The organism is Nocardioides luteus (assembly GCF_014648595.1).
GTDB lineage: Bacteria > Actinomycetota > Actinomycetes > Propionibacteriales > Nocardioidaceae > Nocardioides > Nocardioides luteus.
On record NZ_BMRK01000005.1, the window covers coordinates 176,299 to 198,411 of the forward strand.

Sequence of the window (22,113 nt, forward strand, 5' to 3'; positions counted from 1 at the left end):
AGGCACCTCGTCGGAGTCAGAGCGGACAGGATCCGTGGGGTCGCCGCCAGGAGCCGCCGCAGCGCCGGTCGCGCGGCTACGACAACCGCTACGACGACCGCCACAACGCGGGTCACGACGAGTTCGCCGACCGTCGCTTCCGGCGGGACAGCAGCTACTCGGGCTACCCCGGTCAGCCTCAGCCCGCGCCGCAGGCTCCTCAGCCGGCGCCGCAGCCCGCCCCGCCCCGGGCGCCGCGCCCCGCACCCCGGCCTGCTCCCCGCTCTGCACCGCAGCCGGCTCCCCAGCCTGCGCCCCAGCCGGCCCAGCCCGAGCCCGCCCCGGCCCCCGCGCCTCCGCAGGCGCCGAGCCGGAGGTCCGGCCGCGGCGCGGAGCAGCAGCCTGAGGCGTACGACCCCTACTCCTTCGAGTCCTACGGCCCGCGCGACCGGACGGAGCCGCCCGCGTCGGGCCCCCGCGCGTCGCAGCCGCAGTCTCGTCGCCGTCAGCACAACCCCGACTACGACGAGCCGCCCTACCCGGGCTACGAGCAGGGCTACGACCCCGGCTACGACCAGGGTCACGACCAGGGCAGCCCCTACGACGAGGCCTATGACGAGGCGTACGAGGGTGCCTACGACGGCGCGTACGACGGGGCCTACCAGGGTGGCTACGACGAGCGGTACGACGAGCGGTACGACGACGCGTACGACCGGGCATTCGAGGGGGACCGCCGCCAGGGCGGCGGGGCCTTCTTCGAGACCTCCGGAGCGGCCATCGTGGTGCACATCACGCTCGTGATCCTCGCGATCTGGCTGACCTGGGCCTACGGCACCTCGGTCATCTGACAGGTTCGAAGACGGGTCAACCCGCCGAAACTCCCACCTTGCCGTCAAGTCTGCTGACCTGATGAGGGATAATGGACTCGCAATGCGCGCTCCGAGGCCATCCGGCAGGTGAGCGCCGACACGCGAGACACGGAAGAAGGTGCCGCATGGCGGCGATGAAGCCGCGGACGGGAGACGGTCCGCTGGAGGTCACCAAGGAAGGTCGGGGCATCGTGATGCGCGTCCCGCTCGAGGGTGGTGGCCGGTTGGTCGTCGAGCTGAACGCCGAGGAGGCCGCCGCTCTCGGCGAGGAGATCAAAGGTCTCGGGCTGAACGCGTAGATGAGCACAACGCTGCCGTCACAGACACTGCCGAAACAGGTCGAACCCCCCACCTTCACGCTGAGCCCGCTCGGGCCGGAGAGCGTGGACGCCGAGATCATCGCGCTGCCCGTCCTGCCGGGCGACGACGCGCTGCTGATCGGGCCCGGGGCTGCCGACCTGGAAGATCACCACGACCTGCTGGGTCATCTCGAGTTCGAGGGCGCCACCGGCAGCGCCGGTGAGGTGACGACCTACGCCGTCACCGGCTCCGGCGCCCTGCGACAGATCCTGCTGATCGGGGTCGGCGAGCAACGGCGCGACGACTTCCGCCGAGCGGGGGCGGCGCTGGCCCGCGCAGTGCGGGACCGCACCCACGTGGTCACCACCATCCCGGCGGTCGATCCGGAGGTCGGGCTGGAGCCGTTCGTGGCCGGCGCGACCCTCGCATCCTTCCTCTTCCACTGGCGCTCCGAAGGTGCGCCGTGGACGCCGGTGGAGACGATCACGCTCGCCGATCTCGGCGACGACCAGGCGGCAGCGTTGGAGCGCGCCGAGGCGATCGCGCGGGCCGGCTGGCGCGCGCGGTTCTACGCCACGGTGCCGAGCAACCTCAAGAACCCCGCCTGGCTCGCCGAGCAGGCCACCGCGCTCGCCGGCGAGACCGGTCTGAAGATCGACGTCTGGGACGAGGAGCGGCTCGCCGCCGAGGGCTTTGGCGGCATCGTCGCGGTCGGTCAGGGCTCGGCGACGCCGCCGCGGCTGATCCGGCTCGACTACACGCCGCGCAAGGCCGGCCGGAAGACACCCACGATCGTGCTGGTCGGCAAGGGCATCACGTTCGACACCGGCGGGCTCAACATCAAGCCCGGCGACGGCATGCTCAACATGAAGCGCGACATGACCGGCGGCGCGGTGGTGCTCGCGGTGATGTCCGCGCTCGCCGAGGTCGGCTGTCCGGTGAAGGTGGTCGGCCTCATCGCCTCCGCCGAGAACGCCATCTCGGGCTCGGCGCTGCGCCCCGGCGACGTGGTCGCCCACTACGGCGGCCGCACCTCCGAGGTCACCAACACCGACGCCGAGGGCCGTCTGGTCCTGGCCGACGCGATGGCGTACGCAGCGGAGAAGGTCAAGCCGGCCGCCATGGTCGACATCGCCACTCTCACCGGTGCGATGCGGGTGGCGCTGGGGCAGACGCTGGCCGGCTGCTTCGCCGACGACGACGAGCTGGCCGCTCGTCTCATCGAGGCCTCCGACGCCTCCGGCGAGGCGCTGTGGCGGATGCCGCTGGTCGCCGACTACGAGGAGAAGCTCTCCTCGAAGGTCGCCGACGCCGACAACGCCCCCGGCGGTCCTGGTGCGATCACCGCGGCGCTCTTCCTGCACCACTTCACCGGCGGGGTCCCGTGGGCCCACGTCGACGTTGCCGGTGGCGATGCGTACGCGGACGTCCACGAGCTCACCCCGGGCCCGACGGGCTTCGGGGCACGCGTCCTGCTGACTTGGCTGGCGGGCGCCGACCCGCTGGACGGCGTCGGCGCGTGAGCCTCAGACCTTCCTGGCGAGCAGGAGCCCGTCGCCCACCGGCAGCAGCAACGGGATGAGACCGTCATCGTCGGCGACCTGCTGGTTGAGGTCGCGGATGGTGGCGGTCTCCTCGTCGCGCACCGACGGGTCGGCGACCCGGTCGTGCCACAGCGCGTTGTCGAAGGCGACGACGCCACCGGGGCGGAGCAGGCGCAGAGCCTCCTGAAGATAGGCCGAGTATTCGGTCTTGTCGCCGTCGACGAAGACCAGGTCGTAGTGGTTGTCGGTGAGCCGGGGGAGCACGTCGAGCGCAGCGCCGGCGATGCACCTGGCCTGCCGCTGCCCGAAGCCGGCCTCGGTGAAGCTCTGCCGGGCCAGCCGCTGATGCTCGGTCTCGATGTCGACGGTGGTCAGCACGCCGTCGGACCGCATCCCGCGCAGCAGCCAGAGGCCGGAGACGCCGGTGCCGGTGCCGACCTCGACGACGTTCTTGGCGTCGAGCACCGAGGCGAGGAAGCGGAGCGCGGCCCCGCCGCCCGGTCCGATGGGCGCGACGCCGACCTCCTCGGCCCGCGATCGGGCGGCGGCGAGGAGGTCGTCCTCCGCGACGTACTCGTCGGCGTAGGTCCAACTTGCGGTGGAGACAGGGCTGGTCACATCGCAAAACCTAACCTGTTTCGCTCAACGGTGCGGGAACGCCTGATCCACCTCGTGCGTTGACAAAGCACAGGAAGAGGAAAAATAGGAGCCTCACAGGCAACTCTCAGCCCTTCCGGAGCCAGGCGATCTACCGTAGGAGATGTCAGCGATCAGCTGGACACGTAGCACATCAGGCAGGAGCACCATGACCGCGCGACCCGCGAGCGAGACCCGCACCGACGAGCTCGAGCGGGCTTCGTCGGAGGTTCCGACGTGGGACGAGATCGTGGAGAAACACTCCGACCGTGTCTACCGGCTTGCCTACCGACTCACCGGCAACCGCCCCGACGCCGAGGACCTCACCCAAGAGGTCTTCGTCCGCGTCTTCCGCTCTCTCGACACCTACAGCCCCGGCACCTTCGAGGGCTGGCTGCACCGGATCACCACCAACCTCTTCCTCGACCAGGCCCGCCGCAAGCAGCGGATCCGCTTCGATGCCCTCTCCGACGAGCGTGCCTCGCGCCTGACGAGCAGCGGCCCGACGCCCGACCTGGCCTACACCGACCAGCGCTTCGACGACGACATCGAGCGTGCGCTGGCGACGCTGCCGCCCGACTTCCGGGCCGCGGTCGTGCTCTGTGACGTGGAGGGGCTCTCCTACGAGGAGATCTCCGAGATCCTCGGTGCCAAGCTCGGCACCGTCCGTTCGCGCATCCACCGCGGCCGGGCGATGCTCCGTGACGCTCTCGCCCACCGCGCCCCCCGCGGCGGACGACTGCGTTACTCCGGGCCCAAGGTGTTGTGGGGCGGGGCTTCATGAGTCTGCTCGGCAACCATCTCGGCGCCCGCGCCAGCGCCCTCCTCGACGGCCAGCTCCCCGCAGCGGAGGAGGAGCGGGCCTGGGCCCACGTCAACGGATGCTGCGCCTGCCGTCGGCTGGTCGAGCGTGAGGGCTGGCTCAAGCGCCGCCTGGCCGGGCTGAGCGTCGACCCCGGTGTCTGCGCCCCCGACGACCTGAAGGGGTCGCTGCGCGGCGGCGTCCTCGCCGCCTCGATGTGGCCCACCGACGACCTCGACGACGACTGCCCGGAGACCCGGTCCATGCGACGTACGCTGGTGATGGTCGCCGCCGGCGGCGGTGCCGTCAGCGCGGCCGTGTTCGGCATGGTCGCCTTCGTCGCCGCGCCCGCCGACGCGCCGGTCCCGAGGAACGTGCCGGTCACCGCGGTCACTCAGGTCCCGGCCACCCCGATCATCGCTCACGTACGCCGCTGACCGGCGCGGAGCGCCGCGACACGAGACCCGGGATGCCCATTGTTGGGACGAGTGGGAAGAATGGGTGCTGTGACGCAGGAACCACGAGACGAGCAGTCGCGGCCGATCTCCCGCTGGGCGCCGCCCACCGACGCGCCCAGTGCGCCTCCGACCGCGCCCTCGTCCCCCGACAGCCTTGTCGAGGACGAGCGCGACACCGCCGAGGTGCCGCTGCCGGGCATGCCGCAGCCTGCGGTCGCGCCGGCGCCGCCGAGCCCGCCGGCGCCCGGCGCTGACACCGCGTCGCTGCCGCCGATGGTGCCGCCTCCGCCGGGAGGCGGGTCGCTGCCCGGCTTCGACGGCCCGCCCGCGCCGCCGCCGTCCTCGTCCGACCGCGCCGAGCCGAGGCAGCGCCGACGGGTCTCCGGCCCGATCTGGGCGCTCGCGGCGGCCGTCGTGTTCCTGCTCGGCGTGCTGGGAGGGTACGCAGGTGGCGTGCTCGAGGATCAGGACGACATGTCCAGCATCGCCGGTGGCGGGCTCGAGCCGGGCTCGATCGAGACCGACGCGCCGCTGGCCGGTGACGACGCCAGCATCGTGAAGGTGGCGGCGACGCTGTTGCCCTCGACGGTTCAGATCTTCGCCGAATACCAGGGTGTCGAGGACGCCGCGACCGGTTCCGGCTTCGTCTTCGACCGCAACGGCCACGTGGTGACCAACAACCACGTCGTCGCCGACGCGGCGAAGGCCAAGGGCAGCATCGAGGTCGTCGACCACAAGGGTCGCCGCTACAAGGCCGACGTCGTCGGACGCAGCGCGGTCTACGACCTCGCCGTCCTCGACGTGCCCGAGATCAAGAAGCTCGAGCCGGCCTCGCTCGGCAGCACCTCCCGGCTGCGGATCGGCGAGGGGGTCGTCGCGATCGGCTCGCCGCTGGGCCTCAGCTCGACGGTCACCTCGGGCATCGTGAGCGCCCTGCAGAGGCCGGTGAGCACCGGACAGACCGAGGACGACACCTCCTACATCAACGCCGTCCAGACCGACGCGGCGATCAACCCCGGCAACTCCGGCGGTCCGCTGGTCAACCTCGTCGGCCAGGTGATCGGCGTCAACTCCGCCATCGCGACCGCCGGCGGGGGAGGCAGCGGTGAGGGCGGCAGCGGCAGCATCGGTGTCGGCTTCGCGATCCCGATCGACCAGGTCAAGATCACCGCGGCGCAGATCCTGAAGACCGGCAAGGCCACCTATCCGATCGTCGGTGCCTCGGTCGACGTCCAGGCCGCCGACCACAACGGCGCCCTGATCTCGGTGGTCGAGTCCGGGTCACCGGCGGCTGCCGGCGGTCTCAAGGACGGCGACCGCGTCACCAAGGTCGGCGACGTCACGGTCACCGACGGGATCGGCATGATCGTCGCCATCCGGGCCCACCAGCCGGGGGAGACCGTCGAGTTCACCGTGAACCGCAACGGCTCGCGCCAGGTGCTGAAGATCAAGCTGGACGCGCAGACCGAGAACCTCGCCTGACGGGCACGGAAAAGACGCGAAGAGCTGCTGGGCACGATGCCCGGCAGCTCTTCGCGTTGTTGTGGGGAAGGTTTGGTTGTGGGGGGTTGCGTTTGCTGTGACTCAGGAGGCGTCCGGCGTGGCGGTGGGCGTAGCAGCGCCCTCGGCCTCGACGAACGGGTGGTCGGCCACGAAGGCCTTGGTCTGCGAGTACATGTCATCGATGAACTTCTCGAGGACGCTGGCCTCGACACGCCACTGGCCGCGACCGCCGATCTTGATGGCGGGGAGCTCACCACGGCGGACAAGGGCATAGACCTGTGCGCTCGAGGTGTTCAGGACCTCGGCGACGTCGGCAAGAGTCAGGAAGCGGGGGGTACCAGACATAAGTATCAGTCTCCCAGACTCTGCAAGCGGCAGTAAACCAGGGCGCGAAGCTGTTAGTGCGCCTTAGGCAGCGGTGCGCTGCTTTGTGTATGCGTGGTGGGTGAACCGTGAAGCAGAGATGCGCTAGGCGGCGAACAGCAGATACAACCCGCCGACAGTGAACCCGACCATCGTGACCAGAAGCGGCAGCTGGCCAGTCACCAGGTGCTGCTTCGGCAGCACCTGGAGCGCCCGGATGTGGGCCGACCAGACGCCGAGCACGTGCCCGATGACCACGGCGGCCACCTTGATCACGGCCAGGAGCGTGGCGTGGAAGGCGAAGAAGTAGGAGACCGGCATGTCTGCCGTTCCGAACCAGTCGCCTCCGTTTCCGAACGGGTCCGAGGCGTTGCGCAGGGTCGCCAGGCCGCTCTCCCAGAAGTAGCTGAGGTAGTGGGCCACGACGTAGCCGACGATGATCGGCACGAGGGAGGGTGCGAGCTCGCCCGGCAGCGCCCGGCGCGGCACGTCACCGACACCGGTCAGCATCGTGCCGACGCAGTAGAAGGCCGCCACGAGCAGCGGGAACGCGACCAGCGCGACGTTGCTGATCAAATAGGCCTGGTTGCCGGAGAGCTCCGGGTTCTGGATGAACCGGAGCCACGTCGGTGACTCCCGGTAGGAGTCGTAGACGATCGTGCCGAACAGCACCGAGACGACCGCGACCATGCCCGGCGCGGGACGCAGGGTGTCGAGGTTGCCGAGCGGGGTCCGCAGGACCAGGTTGCCGGCCTGCGTGCGGCCCCACACCGACAGCTTCGCGGTCAGCGAGGAGTAGACCTCGAACGGGTCGGTGCGCTCCAGGAACTCCTCACCGAAGAGGACGCCGCCGAGGATCATCGCGGCCAGGTAGAGAGCCAGCCAGAGACGTACGGGGCCGAGGTAGTTGTTCTCCGGGTAGACCAGCTCGAGCCAGGCGAAGGCCAGCAGCATGAAGGCCGCCGGCCAGTAGCCCAGCCGCTCGGGCAGGCGCAGCGGCGGGCCGCCGGCACCGCGCAGCCAGGAGAGCCCCGCCACGATCGTGCGGGCCGGGCTGATCGCCTTGAAGACGGGACCGAACAGGAGCGAGAACGGCACCAGGCCGACCCACAGCCAGACGTAGGTCATCCCGAAGATCGGGTTGTTGGCGTTGTCGGCGCCGGCGAAGGCGACCAGCACGAAGAAGGCGAAGATCAGCAGGCCGACGACACGCCACAGCGCGGTCCATGCCGGGGAGTCGACGATCCGCCCGAGGCGCGGCAGCGGCCAGCCGCGTGGGCTGTGCGGAGTCACGCCCTCGGCGGCGCGTCTGGTGGTCAGCACCAGCAGCCCGAAGGAGACGAGGAGGGCGAGGACGGCGCCCCCGATGACGTACTCGAGCGGCAGTGGAAGGTCCTGGCGACCGCCCACGCCGTGCGTGAGGATCACTGAACCTCGAGGGTGACGATGGTCTTGCCGAGCGTGTGCGACTCGACCTCGTACTGGCCGGGGACCTTGAAGGCGCCCAGGCTGATCCGGGTCGTGCCGACGCCGTAGGCGGCGGACTGCTCCGGGTCGGAGTGGACGTGGATCTCGCCGGCCGCGTCAGCGGTCACGTCGAGCTCGACGCTGTTGCCGACAGGTACGTCGACCTGGTTGCCGTGCGGGTCGACCGAGTCGCCTGAGAAGTTGATCTCGACGACGACCGGGTCGCTGCTCTTGCTGGGCTCGGTGGCGACGTCGTTTCCGCAGGCGGTCGCGATCGAAGCGATCCCGCAGATTGCTGCCACGACCGCGATGATCCGGGCCGTGAGGCGCATTGCTCCCCCGTTTCGTGGGTTAAGTTCAAGCTGGCTTCTGCCACAATCGCACATGAACCAAAGAGGGGGCTGAGAGGGTATGAGTGATCGGCTGAGGCCGCGCGAGGTCGCCCTGCTGGACGGTGAGACGCTCGCCGTGCCGCACCAGGTCGCGAGCATCGAGCTGATCGAGACGGGCCCCGACGGCTTCGACTTCGGCGCCTTCCTCGAGCACGTCGAGGACCGGCTCGCGTTCGTGCCGCGCTACCGCCAGCGGGTCCGGGTCGTGCCCGGTCGCCTCGCCTACCCCGTCTGGGCCGACGACGACCGCTTCGACCTCACCTACCACGTACGCCGCTCCGCGCTGCCCCGCCCGGGCTCGATGGACCAGCTCCTCGACCTGGCCGGCCGGATCGTCTCCCGGCCGCTGGACCGCTCCCGGCCGCTGTGGGAGCTCTATGCCATCGAGGGGCTGGCGGGGGACCGGGTCGCGCTGGTGACCAAGACCCACCAGGCCCTGGTGGACGGCGCCGAGACCGTCGATCTCGTCCAGCTGCTGCTCGACGACAAGCCCGAGGTCGGCCCGGTCGTGCCCGACCTGTGGGACCCGCCCGAGCTGCAGTCGAGCGCCGGTCTGGTCGCGGGCGCCGTCCTCGAGGCGGTCACCTCGGTCAGCGGCCTGGCCGCCTCGGCGCGCAGCCTCGGCGGCTTCGCGCTCGGCCGGGTCACCGGGGTCGCCCGGGACGTACAGAACACCGGCCAGGCCATCGCCCGGGTGCTCACCCGGCGCACCCCGGAGCGGCCGACCCCGCTCAGCGGCGTGGTCTCCCAGCAGCGGCTCGTGGTCACCCTGGCGGCCGATCTCGCCGACTTCCGGCGCATCCGCGACGCCCACGGCGGCACCGTCAACGACGTCATCCTGGCGGCGGTCACCGGCGGTCTGCGCGCCTGGCTGATGACCCGGCAGGAGTCGCTCGCCGGCGTACGCCAGGTGCCGGCGCTGGTGCCGGTCTCGGTGATCGACGAGGAGCTCGACCCCACCCAGCTCGGCTCCGCGGTGGCACCCCACTTCGTGGTGCTGCCGGTGGCCGAGCCCTCGCCGGTGGTCCGGCTCCACCAGGTCTCCTACTCCTTCGAGCAGCACAAGGAGACCGCTCGCACAGTCAGCGCGCAGCGGCTGGCCGGCATCAGCGGCTTCGCCCCGGCGACCTTCCACATGGTCGGCTCGCGGGTGGCGGCCGAGAGCGAGCACGACTACCTGCTCTCGGTGTGCAACGTGCCCGGCCCGCAGGAGCCGCGCTACGCGGCCGGCTGCCGCCTGGTCGCCTCCTACCCGATCCATCCGCTCGCCGAGGGCCACACCCTCGCGATCGGGGTGACCTCCTACGACGGCCAGGTCTTCTTCGCGCTCACCGCCGACCGTGACCTGGTGCCCGACGCCTCGCTCGTCGGACAATGCATCGGGGAGGCCCTCGACGAGCTGCTCGACACCGCGTCCGGACGCCGCTTCCGGGCGCCACGGGGGCTGCGGGTGGTCAAGAACGCCGGGGAATGAGGAAGAATCACCCTCGTGACCCGCATCTACGTACCCGCCACGCTCGAGCTGCTCGCTGACTGGTACGCCACGGGTGAGCTGCCCGGCACCGGCGACGGCTACGCCGCCCCCGACGACAGCGAGGAGGCGGAGTACGCCGCCCTGATGAGCGCCGCCGACGACTCGGCCGCGCTCCTGGGCGGTCCCGGCCGCCGGGTCGTGGTCGTCGTCGACGCGCCGGCAGCGCTGGGTGACCAGGTGGTCCCGCTCAAGCTCGTCGCCGCGGTCCACGCCGACCTGGCAGATCGCCCGGCCGACGCGGACCCCGACGAGGACCTGGGCTGGTTCGCCACCCAGGAGATCCCCGACCTGATCGGCTAGATCACTCCTCCTCGCCCCACCAGGTCTCGGTGTCGACGCCCTGGTAGGGCGGGACCTCGACGGTGCGGGCGCCGGCCTTCCCACCGATGACGACCGTGCGGTAGCTGACGTTGTTGGACCGGGTGCGCTCGTAGAGGTTGCCGTCGGGGTTGACGGTGACCTTGATCCGGTAGGTGCCGTTCGTCACCTTGCTCAGGTCGAACGCCTGGGTCTGGGTCTGGTCGTAGGTGTCGCCCCAGCCGGTCGGCAGGCTCTCCCGCAGCCAGAGCGCCGACTTCGCTCCGCAGGCCGACTCGAGGCCGGTCTGGCCAGGACGCAGCGTCGCGCCCTTGACGTTCAGGTCCACCGGGTCGGTCGGCGTCAGGCACCAGGACTGCTTGCCGCTGGTCGAGACGACCTCGTCCTCGGCGTCGACCAGCTCGTACTTCGCGAAGTCGAGGAAGTGCCAGTGGTTGTGCTCGGGCGCCTCGTGGAACTCCATCGTCCCGGTCCGCTTCATGCCGACCTGCTTCCCGTCGCGGTAGAACATCTGGTAGGCGTCCATCATCGGTGCGGTGCCGCGGCGGAAGCCCTCGACGATCATCGGGGCGGGGCCGGCGTTCCACTCGTTGGCGGCGAAGTTGAGGCGGTCGGTGCCGCCTTCGTCGACCTCGGTGGAGATCTGCCAGGCAGGCAGCGAGATCAGGTCGGGCAGGGTGTCCTTCGCAGGCTTGCCGGGCTTGATCCCGCCCGGCGCGCCGCCCAGCGGAAGCCGGCCGCGGCCGTCCTCGCCGCCCTCGAGCGACTCACGCGGCACCACGGTGCGGGCACCCTGGCCGTCATCGGCCCGGTGGGCGTGGGCCGACCTGGCGCCCACGCCGCCCTCCTCGCCGCCTTCCTCACAGCCGCCGTCGGCGCACCCGTCGACGATGACGAGCTCCTGCTTGGTGGTGCGGCCGGCCTTCGGCAGCTCGAGGAAGTCGGCGACCGGCTCGCTGATGCTCATCGTCATGGTGAGTCGGGTCTCGCCCTTGGTCTCGAACTCGAGGTCGGAGACGGCCGGGACCGCCATGCCCCGCTCGATGCCGTACAGCACGCCCTTGGTGAACCAGTTGCCGCCGCAGAACTCGGGGTAGACCGGGCCGGTGGCGCCGTCGGTCTGGACCCGCTGCCGGTCGTAGCCGCCGGGACACAGCGGCCGGCGCTCGTCGAGGATCACCTTGCCGGACTTGTTCTCGAGCCTGACTCGCAGGCCGTCCTTGAAGCCCTTCATCCCGTCGACGATCGACGCCGGGGCGGTCGTGGTGGTGCGCTTCTTGCCCCGGATGACGGTCTTGGTCAGCGTGACCGGCTCGTCATAGGCCGACTGGCTGGCTCGGAACTCGAAGGCCGCGTCGTAGGCGGCCAGCCAGGCCGACGGTTCGACGTAGGCCAGGCCGTCGTAGGCCTCCACCTCTGCGGTGTCAGCGGCCGCGACGAGCTTCAGCGTGCCGGCCGCGCCGCTCGCCGGGTCGGAGTTCGCCGTCACGGTCGTCGTGACGACCAGCGCTGCTGCCACGAGCCCGACGCCGGCTGAGATCAGCTGTCGAGTGCGAGTGCGAGATCTTGCCATGGGATGCCCCCTCGAGAATGGCCCGGATCCCTCCTGACCCGAGACCTGACAGCCGGCAACGCAGTGCCGGCCACATAGGGGGACGGTTGGCCTTTACGTTCGGTTGCACCCAGGGGGAATTCAGTTTCAGCGAGAGAGGTACGCCGCGCCGACCTCGTGCTCGAGGTCGAACGCCTTGAGCATCAGCTCCTCGACGTATTCCTCGAGCTTGGCGCCGACCAGCGGGACGGGCACCTTGATGTTGAGCCGGACGCTCTCGGTGGTGCGCCCGTCGGACTCCGAGAGCGAGATGTTGCCGCGCAGGGTGGCGAGGCCGCCGGGGACGGTGATGTCCACGACCGCGACAGTGTCGGAGGACCAGACCTCGTTCTGGTGGACGGTGAGGTCGCCGTTGACGATGCGCTTGGCGAAGGAAGGTACGCCGACGGTGGACTGCACCCGGTCGATGCGGACCTCGCGCGGTGCGCCGCCGATGGTCACCCGGCGCTTCAGCGCGCCCTGGGCGTCGGCGACCTTCTCGCGGAAGCCCGGGTCCGCGAGCATCGCGGAGACCTCACCCATGCGTGCGTCGTAGACGATCTCGTGCTGCAGGGTCGTCGTCATTGCCGAATCCTTTGGGCTCTGCTGCGGGTAGGGACGGGGGAGGGGGCGGGCTCAGCCGGCTAGCCAGCGCTTGCCGACCTGGTGCTCCTTCTCCAGTGCCTTCTTGAAGATCGAGAGGATGAGGTCCTCGAGCTTTCCGCTGACCAGGGGCACGCTCACGGTGGCGGTCAGGCTGACCGTCTCGACGGTCCCGGCGCCGTTCTCGGCCAGCCGGGCGGTGCCGGAGAGCGAGCCGGGCTTGCCCGGCAGGGTGAGCTTGAGGTCGCCGGTGACGAAGTCGGGGGACCAGATCTCGTCCTGGTGCACCTCGATGGTGTCGCCGACGAGCTTCTTGGCGAACCCGGGCACTCCGTTGACGGCCTGCTCGTAGCGGATGCTCACCGTCGAACCGGTGACGGCGACGCTCCGCGACAGCGCGTGCTGAGCGTCGCAGACCTCCTCGCGGAAGGCTGCGTCGGCGAGCATCCCGGAGACGGCTGCGATCGGAGCGTCATAGGCCAGGTCGATCGACAGGTTTTTGCTCATGATCCCCCATCATGACGCCTCCACAGGCCAGAGTCATCAGTGGAGGCGCCGAGAGAACCGCCACATTCCATGAGTATGCTTGTGGTGACCGGGTGGACGGGACGCTGCCGGGCCTATGAGTGGCATCGGCGATTCCTTCGGATCCAGCGGCCTATCCCGAGCCCGCCCGGGATACCGTGACAGGTGTGTCAACGGAGACGCATGTCAATCCTGTCCAAGCTCCGCAGAAGGGTCTGCAGAACCGCCTGCCGAGCACCACCTATTTCCGCCACGTAGCCCCCGAGGAGCTCACCGGCCGCAGCGAGGCTGATCTCGCCGGTGCGGTGGGATCGCATCTGGCGCTGGCCGCGAACCGCCCGCAGGGCACCGCCGCCGTGCGCATCCTCACTCCGACCACCGCCGCAGACGGATGGTCCGCCGGAGGCCGCAGCGTCGTCGAGATCGTCGTCGACGACATGCCCTACCTCGTCGACTCGGTCAAGACCGAGCTCTACCGTCGCGGTCTCGACGTCCACCTCGTGGTCCACCCCGTCATCGACGTCGCCCGTGACGTGACCGGTGCGCTCGAGGGGGTGAACGAAGGTGACCTGCGCGAGTCGTGGATGCACATCGAGATCGACCGGCTCGCGCCCGACGCCGCCAAGGAGATCGTCTCGGGTCTCGAGGGGGTCCTCGAGGACGTACGCGAGGTCGTCGAGGACGAGCCGCGGCTGCACCGCCGCCTGGCCGAGATCGCCGCGGGCCTGCGTTACACGCCGCCCAACAGCGTGCCGCGCGAGGAGGCTGCCGAGGCCGCCGAGCTGCTGGCCTGGCTGGCCGAGGACCACTTCCTGCTGACCGGCTACCGCGAGTACCGCCTCGACGGCGAATACCTGCGCGGCCTCTCCGGCACCGGTCTCGGCATCCTGCGCGCCGACCCGCCGCAGGCGCCCGACCACGGCAAGATGCCGCCGAAGGTCGCAGCCCACGCCCGCGACAAGGTCATGCTCGTCCTGGCCAAGGCCAACTCCCGCTCGACCGTCGGGGAGCCCGCCTACCTCGACCACGTCGGCATCAAGATCTTCAACGCCGCCGGTGAGGTCATCGGCGAGCACCGGTTCCTGGGTCTCTTCACCACGAAGGCCGCCCGCGAGTCGGTGACCCGGATCCCGGTCGTCCGCGGCAAGGTCGCCGCGGTCCTCGACCACACCGGCTACGACACCCGCAGCCACACCGGCAAGGCGATGCTCGACGCGATGGAGTCCTACCCGCGCGAGGAGCTCTTCCACGCCTCCGCCGACGAGCTGATCTCGCTCGCCGAGGCCGCGCTGGGGGCGATCGAGCGTCGCATCCTTCGGGTCGCGGTCCGGCCCGACACGTACGGCCGCTACGTCTCGGTGCTCGTCTCGCTGCCGCGTGACCGCTACAACACCGCGGTCCGTGAGCGGTTCTCCAAGGTGCTCCTCGAGGCCCTCGGTGGCGACGACCTGGAGTTCACCGTACGCATCAGCGAGTCGACCACCGCGCGGGTGCACTTCGTCGTGCACGGCACGACCGAGTCGCTGGGCAAGGCGCTGGAGACTCCGGGACTGGTCGACAGCCTCGAGTCGCAGCTGCGCAAGGCGGCCCGGAGCTGGCGCGACGACCTGGTCAGCGCGGTCATCGCCCACGCGGGCGAGGAGGGTGCGGCCCGGCTCTCCCACGTGCTCGACGCGTTCCCGGAGGCATACAAGGAGGACTTCGACGCCGACACCGGCGCGGCCGACCTGACCCGGCTGGAGCTGCTCTCCCACCAGGGCGAGGCGGTCGACTTCTCCTTCTACAAGGACCCCGAGAACCCCGGCGGGTTCCGGATCAAGATCTACCGCACCGGCGGACCGCTCTCGCTGTCGGCGATGCTGCCGATCCTGTCCTCGTTCGGGTTCGAGGTCACCGACGAGCGTCCTTACGACCTGGAGGGAGTCGGCACGTCCGGGTCGGAGGAGTGGTTCATCTACGACTTCGGCCTCACCTGCTCCGGCACCCCGGTCGGCACCCCGAAGCAGCTCGTCGCCGCGCTGCACCAGGCGTGGTCGGGCCGCAGCGAGGTCGACGGTCTCAACGCGCTCGTCCTGGCCGGTCTCGACCACAGCCAGATCACGGTGCTGCGGGCCTACGGCCGTTACCTGCGCCAGGCGGGCACGCCGAGCTCGTTCAACTCGATCGCCGGTGCGCTGTGCGCCAACCCGGGCATCGCCCGACAGATCGTGGAGCTCTTCGAGACCCGCTTCGACCCCTCGCTCGCCACGCGTGACGAGACGAAGCGCGCCGAGGCGATCATCGAGGCACTCGACGACGTGGTGAGCCTGGACCAGGATCGGATCCTGCGCAGCTACGTCACCGCGATCCTGGCCACGATGCGCACCAACCACTACCGCGGGCGCGACTACGTCTCGTTCAAGTTCGACCCGCAGCAGCTGCCCGACCTGCCGCTGCCGCGGCCGGCCTACGAGATCTTCGTCTACTCGCCCCAGGTCGAGGGCGTGCACCTGCGCTTCGACGCGGTGGCGCGTGGCGGTCTGCGCTGGAGCGACCGCCGCGACGACTTCCGCACCGAGGTGCTGGGTCTGGCGAAGGCGCAGCAGGTCAAGAACACCGTGATCGTGCCGGGTGGCGCGAAGGGAGGCTTCGTCGCCAAGGGCGGCGTGGCCGGCTCGGACGCCTACGTCACGTTCCTGCGTGGTCTGCTCGACATCACCGACAACCGGGTCGACGGCGAGATCGTGCCGCCGGTGGACGTGGTGCGCCACGACGGTGACGACTCCTACCTGGTCGTCGCCGCCGACAAGGGCACCGCGACCTTCTCCGACCTGGCCAACTCGGTCGCGGCGGAGTACGACTTCTGGCTCGGGGACGCGTTCGCCTCCGGCGGTTCGGCCGGCTACGACCACAAGGCGATGGGCATCACCTCTCGCGGTGCCTGGGTCTCGGTGCAGCACCACTTCAAGCGGCTCGGCATCGACACGCAGACCGACGAGTTCACCGCCGTCGGCATCGGCGACATGTCGGGTGACGTCTTCGGCAACGGCATGCTGCGCTCGGACCGGATCCGGCTCGTGGCCGCCTTCGACCACCGCCACATCTTCATCGACCCGACGCCTGACGCGACCATCGGCTTCCAGGAGCGCAAGCGTCTCTTCGAGACGCCCCGCTCGACCTGGGAGTCCTACGACACCTCGCTGATCTCGGCGGGCGGCGGCGTGTGGTCGCGGCAGCTGAAGTGGGTGCCGATCAGCCCTGAGGTGCGCGAGGCGCTCGGTCTGGCGGCCGACGTCAAGCGGCTGACGCCGACCGAGCTGATCAGCGCGATCCTGCGCGCGCCCGTCGACCTGTTGTGGAACGGCGGTATCGGGACGTACATCAAGGCGTCGACCGAGACCGACGACGCCGCTGGCGACCACGCCAACGACGGTGTGCGCGTGGGCGCCTCCGAGCTGCGGGTGCGGGTCGTCGGTGAGGGCGGCAACCTCGGCATCACCCAGGCCGGCCGCGTCGAGTTCGCCCGCAAGGGCGGGCTGATCAACACCGACGCGATCGACAACTCCGCTGGTGTCGACACCTCCGACCACGAGGTCAACCTCAAGATCCTGCTCGACCGTGAGGTACGCGCGGGCTCGCTGACCCTGGCCGACCGGGACGAGCTCCTCGAGGAGATGACCGACGAGGTCGCCGCGCTGGTCCTCGCCGACAACGAGGCCCACAACGAGACCCTGACCCGTGCGGTCGCCTCGGCGCCGCAGATGCTGGAGGCTCACGAGCGCCAGATCGCGGAGTGGGTCACCGACGGCGTACTCGACCGTGAGGTGGAGGGACTGCCCTCCGCCACCGAGGTCGCGCGCCGTCTCGAGGCGGGGGAGGGGCTCACCGCTCCGGAGCTGGCCGTCGTGCTGGCCTGGACGAAGATCGAGCGCCGGCGCGAGCTGGTCGCCGACGGTCTGCCCGATCCGGCCGCTGACCCGGAGAAGACCAAGCGGCTGATGGCCTACTTCCCGACGCCGATCCGCGAGCGGTTCCCCGAGGCCGTCGTGGACCACCCGCTGCGCCGCGAGATCTGGGCGACCTCCTTCGTGAACGAAGAGGTCAACCGGGCGTTCGGGAGCCCGGTTCAGCACTGAGTTCGGTCAAGCACTGAGTTCGGTCAAGCACTGAGGTCGGTCCAGCACTGAGGTCGGTCCAGCACTGAGTGATGATCCGTCGGCGGTCCCGGTCTCGGGGCCGCCGACGGTTCTCTTCTCAGCTCGGCTGGAGGTCGGCGGGCCGGTCGGGCTCGGGCTCGGTCGCCGGGGAGGCGACCCAGTGGGCGGGGCGCGGGATCGACCGCACCGGCCGGGCGAGCGTCGGAACCATGCACGCGGCGGCGGTCAGCCCGATGATCACCATGACCGCGGTGGAGCCGCTGACAGCGCCGAGCAGCCCACCGGCGAGCGCGGGTGCCAGCGGGATGGTGAGCATCGAGACGAACTGTGCGGCCGACTGCACCCTTCCGATCAGCATGGGCGGCGTGGTCGCCATCCGGTAGGCCGCGAGTCCGGCGTTGCCCGCCGGGTTGAGGAAGAGGCCGAGCGATGCGGCCAGCGCCATCACCGCCGGGTGGGTCCAGAACACCAGCGGGATCGCGAGCGGCACGAAGCTCCACGAGACCAGGATCGTCAGCCAGCCGGTCGGCACCCGGTCGATCAGCCACGGCGCGACCACCGCTCCCAGCACTCCGCAGGCGCCGATCGCCGCCTCGGCGAGGCCGATCTGCCAGGCCGGGAAGCCGGCCTCGACCACTCGCAGCAGGGCGAGGAAGAGGAGCGCGTTGATCGCGAGGTTCATGGCGGGGTTGTAGAGGAGCAGGGTACGCAGGAAGGGCTGGCGCCAGCTGTAGCCCAGCCCGGCCAGCAGGTCGGCGAGCGGCTTGGCGCGGCTCTCCGTCTTCCGGGTCGTGGGCGCCGAGAGGTCGGCGCGGACCCGGGCGAGCAGCAGCCAGCCGGCTGCGTACGCGATGGCGTTGGCGGCGAACGGCGCCCACCGGGTGATCCCGAGCAGCATCCCGCCCAGCGGGCCGCCCAGCAGGGCCGCGATGTGCTGGCGCGCCTGCTGCTGGGAGAGCGCGGTCGGCAGGTGCTCGGCCGGGACCACCGACCGGATCGCCGAGTTCTCCGCGGGGACGAAGAGGCCGTTGAGGATTCCGGTCAGCAGTGCCACGACCAGCAGGTGGGGGAGCGTGAGCGAGCCCAGCAGCCCGGCGACCCCGAGCGAGGCGTACGCCACCGCCCCGGACCCGTGCGCCAGCCGCATGATCCGCAGCCGGTCGCCCCGGTCGGCGATCACCCCTGCCGGGAGCAGCATTCCGACCATGCCGATCAGGTAGACCGCCTCCGCGGTCGCCGCCCAGAAGGCCGAGTCGGTCATCGCGTACGCCACCAGCGGCATCGCGAAGATGCTCACCCGCGTCCCGAGCTCGGCGACGGTCGCGCCCACCCAGAGGGCGGTGAAGTCGTGGTTGCGGGCGAGGGCGCGGTAGGAGGGCATGCCTGCACCGTACGATGCGCAACATTCATTGCGCAAGTAGTATTGCGCAATGAACCGTGCGAACTTCGGTTAGGGTGTCAGCATGGCGACCTACGACGACCCGCGGATCCTGCGCGCGATCGCCCATCCGACCCGCAACCGTGTCCTGCACGAGCTCTCCGCCGCCGGTTCCCTACGGGCCGCGGACATCGCCAAGCGCACCGGTATCCCCGCCAACCAGGCCAGCTTCCACCTGCGCCAGCTGGCAAAATACGGTCTCGTCGAGATCGCCCCCGGCGCCGGCCGCGACAAGCGGGACCGCGTGTGGCGCCTCGTGGACGACGACATCACCATCAACCCCAGGGAGATCGTCGAGCAGCCCGGAGGCGCCGCCGCCTTCACGGTCTTCCAGCGCAACTCCGTGGCGTGGGGCCACCACCTGGTCGACGAGGCCTACCGCATCTCCGACGACGATGACGAGGACCGCGCCAAGCGCATCGTCTCCGAGACCTCCCTGCGCCTCACCAAGCCCGAAGCCGAACAGCTCCAGCGCGACCTCGGCGAGGTGGTCGCCCGCTACCGAGCCGTCGGCCGCGCGTCATCCGGCGATGAGGGCCGCGAGCTCTACTCCGTCTACCAGCTCATCCAGCCCATGCCCGAGCTGGCCGGTGAGCAGGAGTCGGTCGAGGGGTAGGTGTGGTGTCAGGCGACGGCCTGGTGGGCGACGAGTACGTTGCGGAGCCTGAGCTCTGCTGGTGACGGCGGTGGCGGGTCCGGTCGCCAGAGGTCTGGCGGTGGGCTCGTGTAGTTATGGCCCGTTGGGGTGATCGTGGTGATGCTGCCGTCGGGGTTCGGTCTCGACTGCCAGCCCGGCGACTCCTTCGCCTGATTGCATCTTTCGCACAAACCTTGCAGGTTCTCGGCGCTTGTCGTCCCGCCGTCGGCGTGACGCTCTACGTGGTCGATGTTGCGGATCGGGGCGTCGCAGCCGTTGGTGCGGCAGGTGCCTTCGTCGCGGGTGGTGATGAACTCGGCGAGGCCGTCGGGTGCTTTGCGGGCCTTTGATTCCATGGCGATGAGCTTGCCGGTGGGGTCGGTGAGCAGTCGGCGGACGAAGACTTCGGCGTCGGTGAGTGCTTCGCGTGCCCAGGCTGCTGGGACGGGTCCGTAACCTTCGGCCATCGCCGGCTGGTTTGCGTTGCTGGCCAACGAATCGGCGGTCATCACGACCTTGACCTCGACCTTGGGCTTCGCGCCGGCCTCGCGGCCCGTGACACGGTTGACGAGGGTGTCGGCCATGACCTGGCCTCGGGTGCGCTGATCGCCCACTGCCTGGGCTGCCTTCGCTGCCTGGTCGAGCGCGGCGAAGACCGCGACGCCGTCCTTGACAGGGAGTAGTGCTCCGAGCCAGGTCATCGTGTCGGGTGCGGGCCGCAGGCTGACCCGCCGGTCCTTCTCCGCGCTCGCGGCGCGGGCGACGACTGACTCCTGGTCGAGGGTGATTGCGAGTTTCTTGGCGGTGTTCTCGAGCTGCCGGAGTCCCATCGTCACGACCTTTGGTGTTTCCCCATGGGAACTGACCGCGCAGAGCTCGTGGTCGATGACCCCGCGGTCCTCGCGGGAGAGGCAGGCTGTCTCGCGGGCGAGGATGGTCGCTTGCCACTGGGAGAACATGCCGGCCTTCATCAGTGCGAAGGTGTGGGGCATCTCGGTGATGAGGATCTTCGCCAGCCCCAGCAGCTTTGCGCCTTTGGCGGGAGAGACGCGGCGGGCGAGGGCGATCTGGGAGGCGACGCCGTCGCCTACCTTGCGGGCGGGTACGCCGGCTTCAACGTGCCGTGTCCGGGTGGTTTCGTCGAGGCGTACGGATGCTTCGGCTTGGAGGGCTTCGGCTCGGCATTTGAGGTTTTCGAGACCGGTGATCCAGTCGATCAGCTCTGCTTCGGAGGCACCTGGGGGTGGTCCGGTGAGGAGCTGGTCGGGGGTCTCGTTCATGCGTTTCATTATATGTCGAACGAGACAGCGACGCCACCCATTTTTCCTGGTCAGGCTGTCTTTTTGGGTGCGTTGAGCTGTTGCTCAGAGGGTGGTCTCGACAAGCTCGACCCACCGGTGGGTTGGTGTGTCTGCGAAGGGTGTCGACGGGCTCGACCTCCGGTGGGTTGGTGTGTCTGCGAAGGGGGTCTCGACAAGCTCGACCTCCGGGTTTGGCCAGGGGGTCCGTGCGGTCGCCCGCGGGAGCGACTGTGTTGGTCTCGACGCGCCTTCGCCTAGGGGCTCCGGCGGCTCGACCAGCGGGAGGCGAGGGGTCCCCGCCGCGACTCGACGTCGGCTCTTTCGAGCCTCATGAGCCCGCGCCACACTCCTCGCCGCCGCCCCGATATTGGCGGGATCTTTTCTCGATCGGGTGCCGGGTCAAGGACCGCGACGCGGCCGGCGAAGCCGGCGCCGAAGGCGTCCTTGACGCGGCGCGTGATCGAGAGACACTGAGTGATCGGGTCGGCGGCGAACCTTCAAACGAAAGAAGAGTCGCTTGGCGAGGTTTCCTCGAGGCGTGGTCTCGACAAGCTCGACCTCCGGTGGGCTGGTGTGTCGGCGATGGGGGTCTCGACGAGCTCGACCTCCGGTGAGCCGGGTCTCGACGAGCTCGACCACCGGCAACCCACAGACCGCGTACTCGCGAGTCACCGAGAAGTTGGTTTACCGTCCGATGGTGCCCACCCCAGGGTGCCATTAGGGAGATACAGAACGATGAGCACGACCCAGATCGCCGAGAAGCGCGAGGTGCGCGAAGCCAACCGAGTCGAAGGTCACAATGCCAGGTCCTGGCTGCTGGTCTCGGCGATGCGTACGGAGATTTTCGATGACGCGCAGCTGAGCAGAGCCGATCAGATCATCCTCGACATGGAGGATGCGATCGACACGTCGCTGAAGGTGCAGGCGCGGGAGAACGTGACCGGCTGGCTGAAGGGCGGCGGGCGTGCGTGGGTGCGGATCAACGACTGGACGACCGAGGACTGGAGCGACGACATCGCGGCGCTGGCCGGGATCGAGACCCTTGCCGGGGTGATGCTGGCGAAGACTGAGTCGCCGGACCAGGTGACCGACACGTTCCAGCGGCTGGGTGGCGGCACCCCGGTGATCCCGCTGCTCGAGTCGGCGCTGGGGATCGAGGACGCGGCCACGATCGCGCGGGCTCGCGGGGCCTACCGGCTCGCGTTCGGCTCGGGTGACTACCGCCGCGACACGGGTGCGGAGAACGACCCGCTCGCGATGGCCTACCCGCGCACCAAGCTGGTGCTCGCCTCCCGGATCGGCGGCCTGCCGGGCCCGATCGACGGCCCGACCGTCGGCAGCAGCCACCCCCTGCTGCGCGAGCAGGGCGCCGACGGCGTCGCGATGGGTATGACCGGAAAGCTCTGCCTCGACATCGAGCAGCCCTCGGTGATCAACGAGTCCTTCAGCCCGTCCCCGTCCGACGTGACCTGGGCCTACGAGTTCCTCCACAAGTTCGAGGAGGGCGGCCGGGTGATCCGTGACGGCAGCGACAAGCCGCGCCTGGCTCGTGCCGAGACGATCAAGCGCCGTGCGGAGCTGTTCCGGATCAAGCCCGACACCGAGACCTACGACGCCTCCGCCGGACCGAGCGTCTACTGACGACACCGGCTGACCCGGCTCGGCGCGCTGGATAAGACAGGCGCGCCGAGTCCGGCTTCCTCGGCTAGCGTTGACG

The 22,113-nt window shown here is 69.9% G+C and carries 19 protein-coding genes and 1 pseudogene; 11 read left to right on the plus strand and 9 right to left on the minus strand.

All coding sequences use genetic code 11. The features are described 5' to 3' along the window. The 3 genes and pseudogenes from IEY81_RS08770 to IEY81_RS08780 all read left to right on the plus strand — a co-directional run. Positions 1-827, plus strand: a pseudogene (locus tag IEY81_RS08770) (hypothetical protein); the annotation flags it as partial. A gap of 146 nt (positions 828-973) precedes the next feature. Then, positions 974-1,147, plus strand: coding sequence for a DUF3117 domain-containing protein (locus IEY81_RS08775; RefSeq protein WP_008358749.1), 174 nt, complete (start codon positions 974-976; stop codon positions 1,145-1,147). Beyond that, complete coding sequence (locus IEY81_RS08780) at positions 1,148-2,671, plus strand: leucyl aminopeptidase family protein (protein ID WP_189118088.1); 1,524 nt, start codon at positions 1,148-1,150, stop codon at positions 2,669-2,671. Between the two features lie 3 nt (positions 2,672-2,674). On the opposite strand, the gene IEY81_RS08785 is transcribed toward IEY81_RS08780, so the two are convergent. Beyond that, positions 2,675-3,310, minus strand: coding sequence for an O-methyltransferase (locus tag IEY81_RS08785; RefSeq protein WP_189118089.1), 636 nt, complete (start codon positions 3,308-3,310; stop codon positions 2,675-2,677). 187 nt (positions 3,311-3,497) lie between these two features. Between IEY81_RS08785 and sigE the strand changes: the two genes are divergently transcribed. The 3 genes from sigE to IEY81_RS08800 all read left to right on the plus strand — a co-directional run bounded on the left by sigE (position 3,498) and on the right by IEY81_RS08800 (position 6,070). Beyond that, positions 3,498-4,112: an RNA polymerase sigma factor SigE gene (gene sigE, locus IEY81_RS08790; protein WP_229787560.1), complete on the plus strand. Its 615-nt coding sequence runs from the start codon at positions 3,498-3,500 to the stop codon at positions 4,110-4,112. Next, complete coding sequence (locus tag IEY81_RS08795) at positions 4,109-4,567, plus strand: anti-sigma factor (protein ID WP_189118091.1); 459 nt, start codon at positions 4,109-4,111, stop codon at positions 4,565-4,567. Before sigE ends, IEY81_RS08795 begins: the two co-directional genes overlap by 4 nt. A gap of 69 nt (positions 4,568-4,636) precedes the next feature. Beyond that, positions 4,637-6,070, plus strand: a complete 1,434-nt coding sequence (locus tag IEY81_RS08800; RefSeq protein WP_189118092.1) for a S1C family serine protease — start codon at positions 4,637-4,639, stop codon at positions 6,068-6,070. 102 nt (positions 6,071-6,172) lie between these two features. Here IEY81_RS08800 and IEY81_RS08805 read toward each other — a convergent pair whose 3' ends face one another. From IEY81_RS08805 to IEY81_RS08815, 3 genes are all read right to left on the minus strand, one after another. Further along, positions 6,173-6,436, minus strand: a complete 264-nt coding sequence (locus IEY81_RS08805; RefSeq protein WP_189118093.1) for a helix-turn-helix domain-containing protein — start codon at positions 6,434-6,436, stop codon at positions 6,173-6,175. A 123-nt stretch (positions 6,437-6,559) separates the two neighbouring features. Then, positions 6,560-7,882: a hypothetical protein gene (locus tag IEY81_RS08810; RefSeq protein WP_189118094.1), complete on the minus strand. Its 1,323-nt coding sequence runs from the start codon at positions 7,880-7,882 to the stop codon at positions 6,560-6,562. After that, positions 7,879-8,253, minus strand: a complete 375-nt coding sequence (locus IEY81_RS08815) for a hypothetical protein (RefSeq protein WP_189118095.1) — start codon at positions 8,251-8,253, stop codon at positions 7,879-7,881. The genes IEY81_RS08810 and IEY81_RS08815 overlap by 4 nt, the downstream gene beginning before the upstream one ends. Positions 8,254-8,332: 79 nt before the next feature. Between IEY81_RS08815 and IEY81_RS08820 the strand changes: the two genes are divergently transcribed. Continuing rightward, entirely contained in the window at positions 8,333-9,787 is a 1,455-nt protein-coding gene (locus tag IEY81_RS08820; RefSeq protein ID WP_189118096.1) for a wax ester/triacylglycerol synthase family O-acyltransferase, read from the plus strand. Between the two features lie 15 nt (positions 9,788-9,802). Continuing rightward, on the plus strand, positions 9,803-10,147 hold the full coding sequence (locus tag IEY81_RS08825) for a DUF6912 family protein (protein ID WP_189118097.1): 345 nt from the start codon (positions 9,803-9,805) through the stop codon (positions 10,145-10,147). Between the two features lies 1 nt (position 10,148). Here IEY81_RS08825 and IEY81_RS08830 read toward each other — a convergent pair whose 3' ends face one another. The 3 genes from IEY81_RS08830 to IEY81_RS08840 all read right to left on the minus strand — a co-directional run bounded on the left by IEY81_RS08830 (position 10,149) and on the right by IEY81_RS08840 (position 12,866). Then, positions 10,149-11,738: a lysyl oxidase family protein gene (locus tag IEY81_RS08830; protein WP_189118098.1), complete on the minus strand. Its 1,590-nt coding sequence runs from the start codon at positions 11,736-11,738 to the stop codon at positions 10,149-10,151. A gap of 126 nt (positions 11,739-11,864) precedes the next feature. Continuing rightward, positions 11,865-12,341, minus strand: coding sequence for a DUF2505 domain-containing protein (locus IEY81_RS08835; protein WP_189118099.1), 477 nt, complete (start codon positions 12,339-12,341; stop codon positions 11,865-11,867). Positions 12,342-12,392: 51 nt separating this feature from the next. Beyond that, positions 12,393-12,866, minus strand: a complete 474-nt coding sequence (locus tag IEY81_RS08840) for a DUF2505 domain-containing protein (protein ID WP_189118100.1) — start codon at positions 12,864-12,866, stop codon at positions 12,393-12,395. Positions 12,867-13,042: 176 nt separating this feature from the next. Between IEY81_RS08840 and IEY81_RS08845 the strand changes: the two genes are divergently transcribed. After that, positions 13,043-16,999 carry an NAD-glutamate dehydrogenase gene (locus IEY81_RS08845; protein WP_189118101.1) on the plus strand — a complete coding sequence of 1,319 codons (3,957 nt, stop codon included), beginning with the start codon at positions 13,043-13,045 and terminating at the stop codon, positions 16,997-16,999. 118 nt (positions 17,000-17,117) lie between these two features. Here the strand turns inward: IEY81_RS08845 and IEY81_RS08850 are convergent, their stop codons facing one another. After that, positions 17,118-18,401 (minus strand): MFS transporter, encoded by a 1,284-nt coding sequence (locus tag IEY81_RS08850; protein WP_189118102.1) that lies wholly within the window; start codon positions 18,399-18,401, stop codon positions 17,118-17,120. Between the two features lie 82 nt (positions 18,402-18,483). On the opposite strand from IEY81_RS08850, the gene IEY81_RS08855 reads away from it, so the two are divergent. Next, complete coding sequence (locus IEY81_RS08855) at positions 18,484-19,074, plus strand: ArsR/SmtB family transcription factor (protein WP_189118103.1); 591 nt, start codon at positions 18,484-18,486, stop codon at positions 19,072-19,074. 8 nt (positions 19,075-19,082) lie between these two features. On the opposite strand, the gene IEY81_RS08860 is transcribed toward IEY81_RS08855, so the two are convergent. After that, on the minus strand, positions 19,083-20,375 hold the full coding sequence (locus tag IEY81_RS08860) for an HNH endonuclease (RefSeq protein WP_189118104.1): 1,293 nt from the start codon (positions 20,373-20,375) through the stop codon (positions 19,083-19,085). Positions 20,376-21,131: 756 nt separating this feature from the next. On the opposite strand from IEY81_RS08860, the gene IEY81_RS08865 reads away from it, so the two are divergent. Continuing rightward, entirely contained in the window at positions 21,132-22,037 is a 906-nt protein-coding gene (locus tag IEY81_RS08865) for an HpcH/HpaI aldolase/citrate lyase family protein (RefSeq protein ID WP_229787564.1), read from the plus strand. Positions 22,038-22,113: the final 76 nt, after the last annotated feature.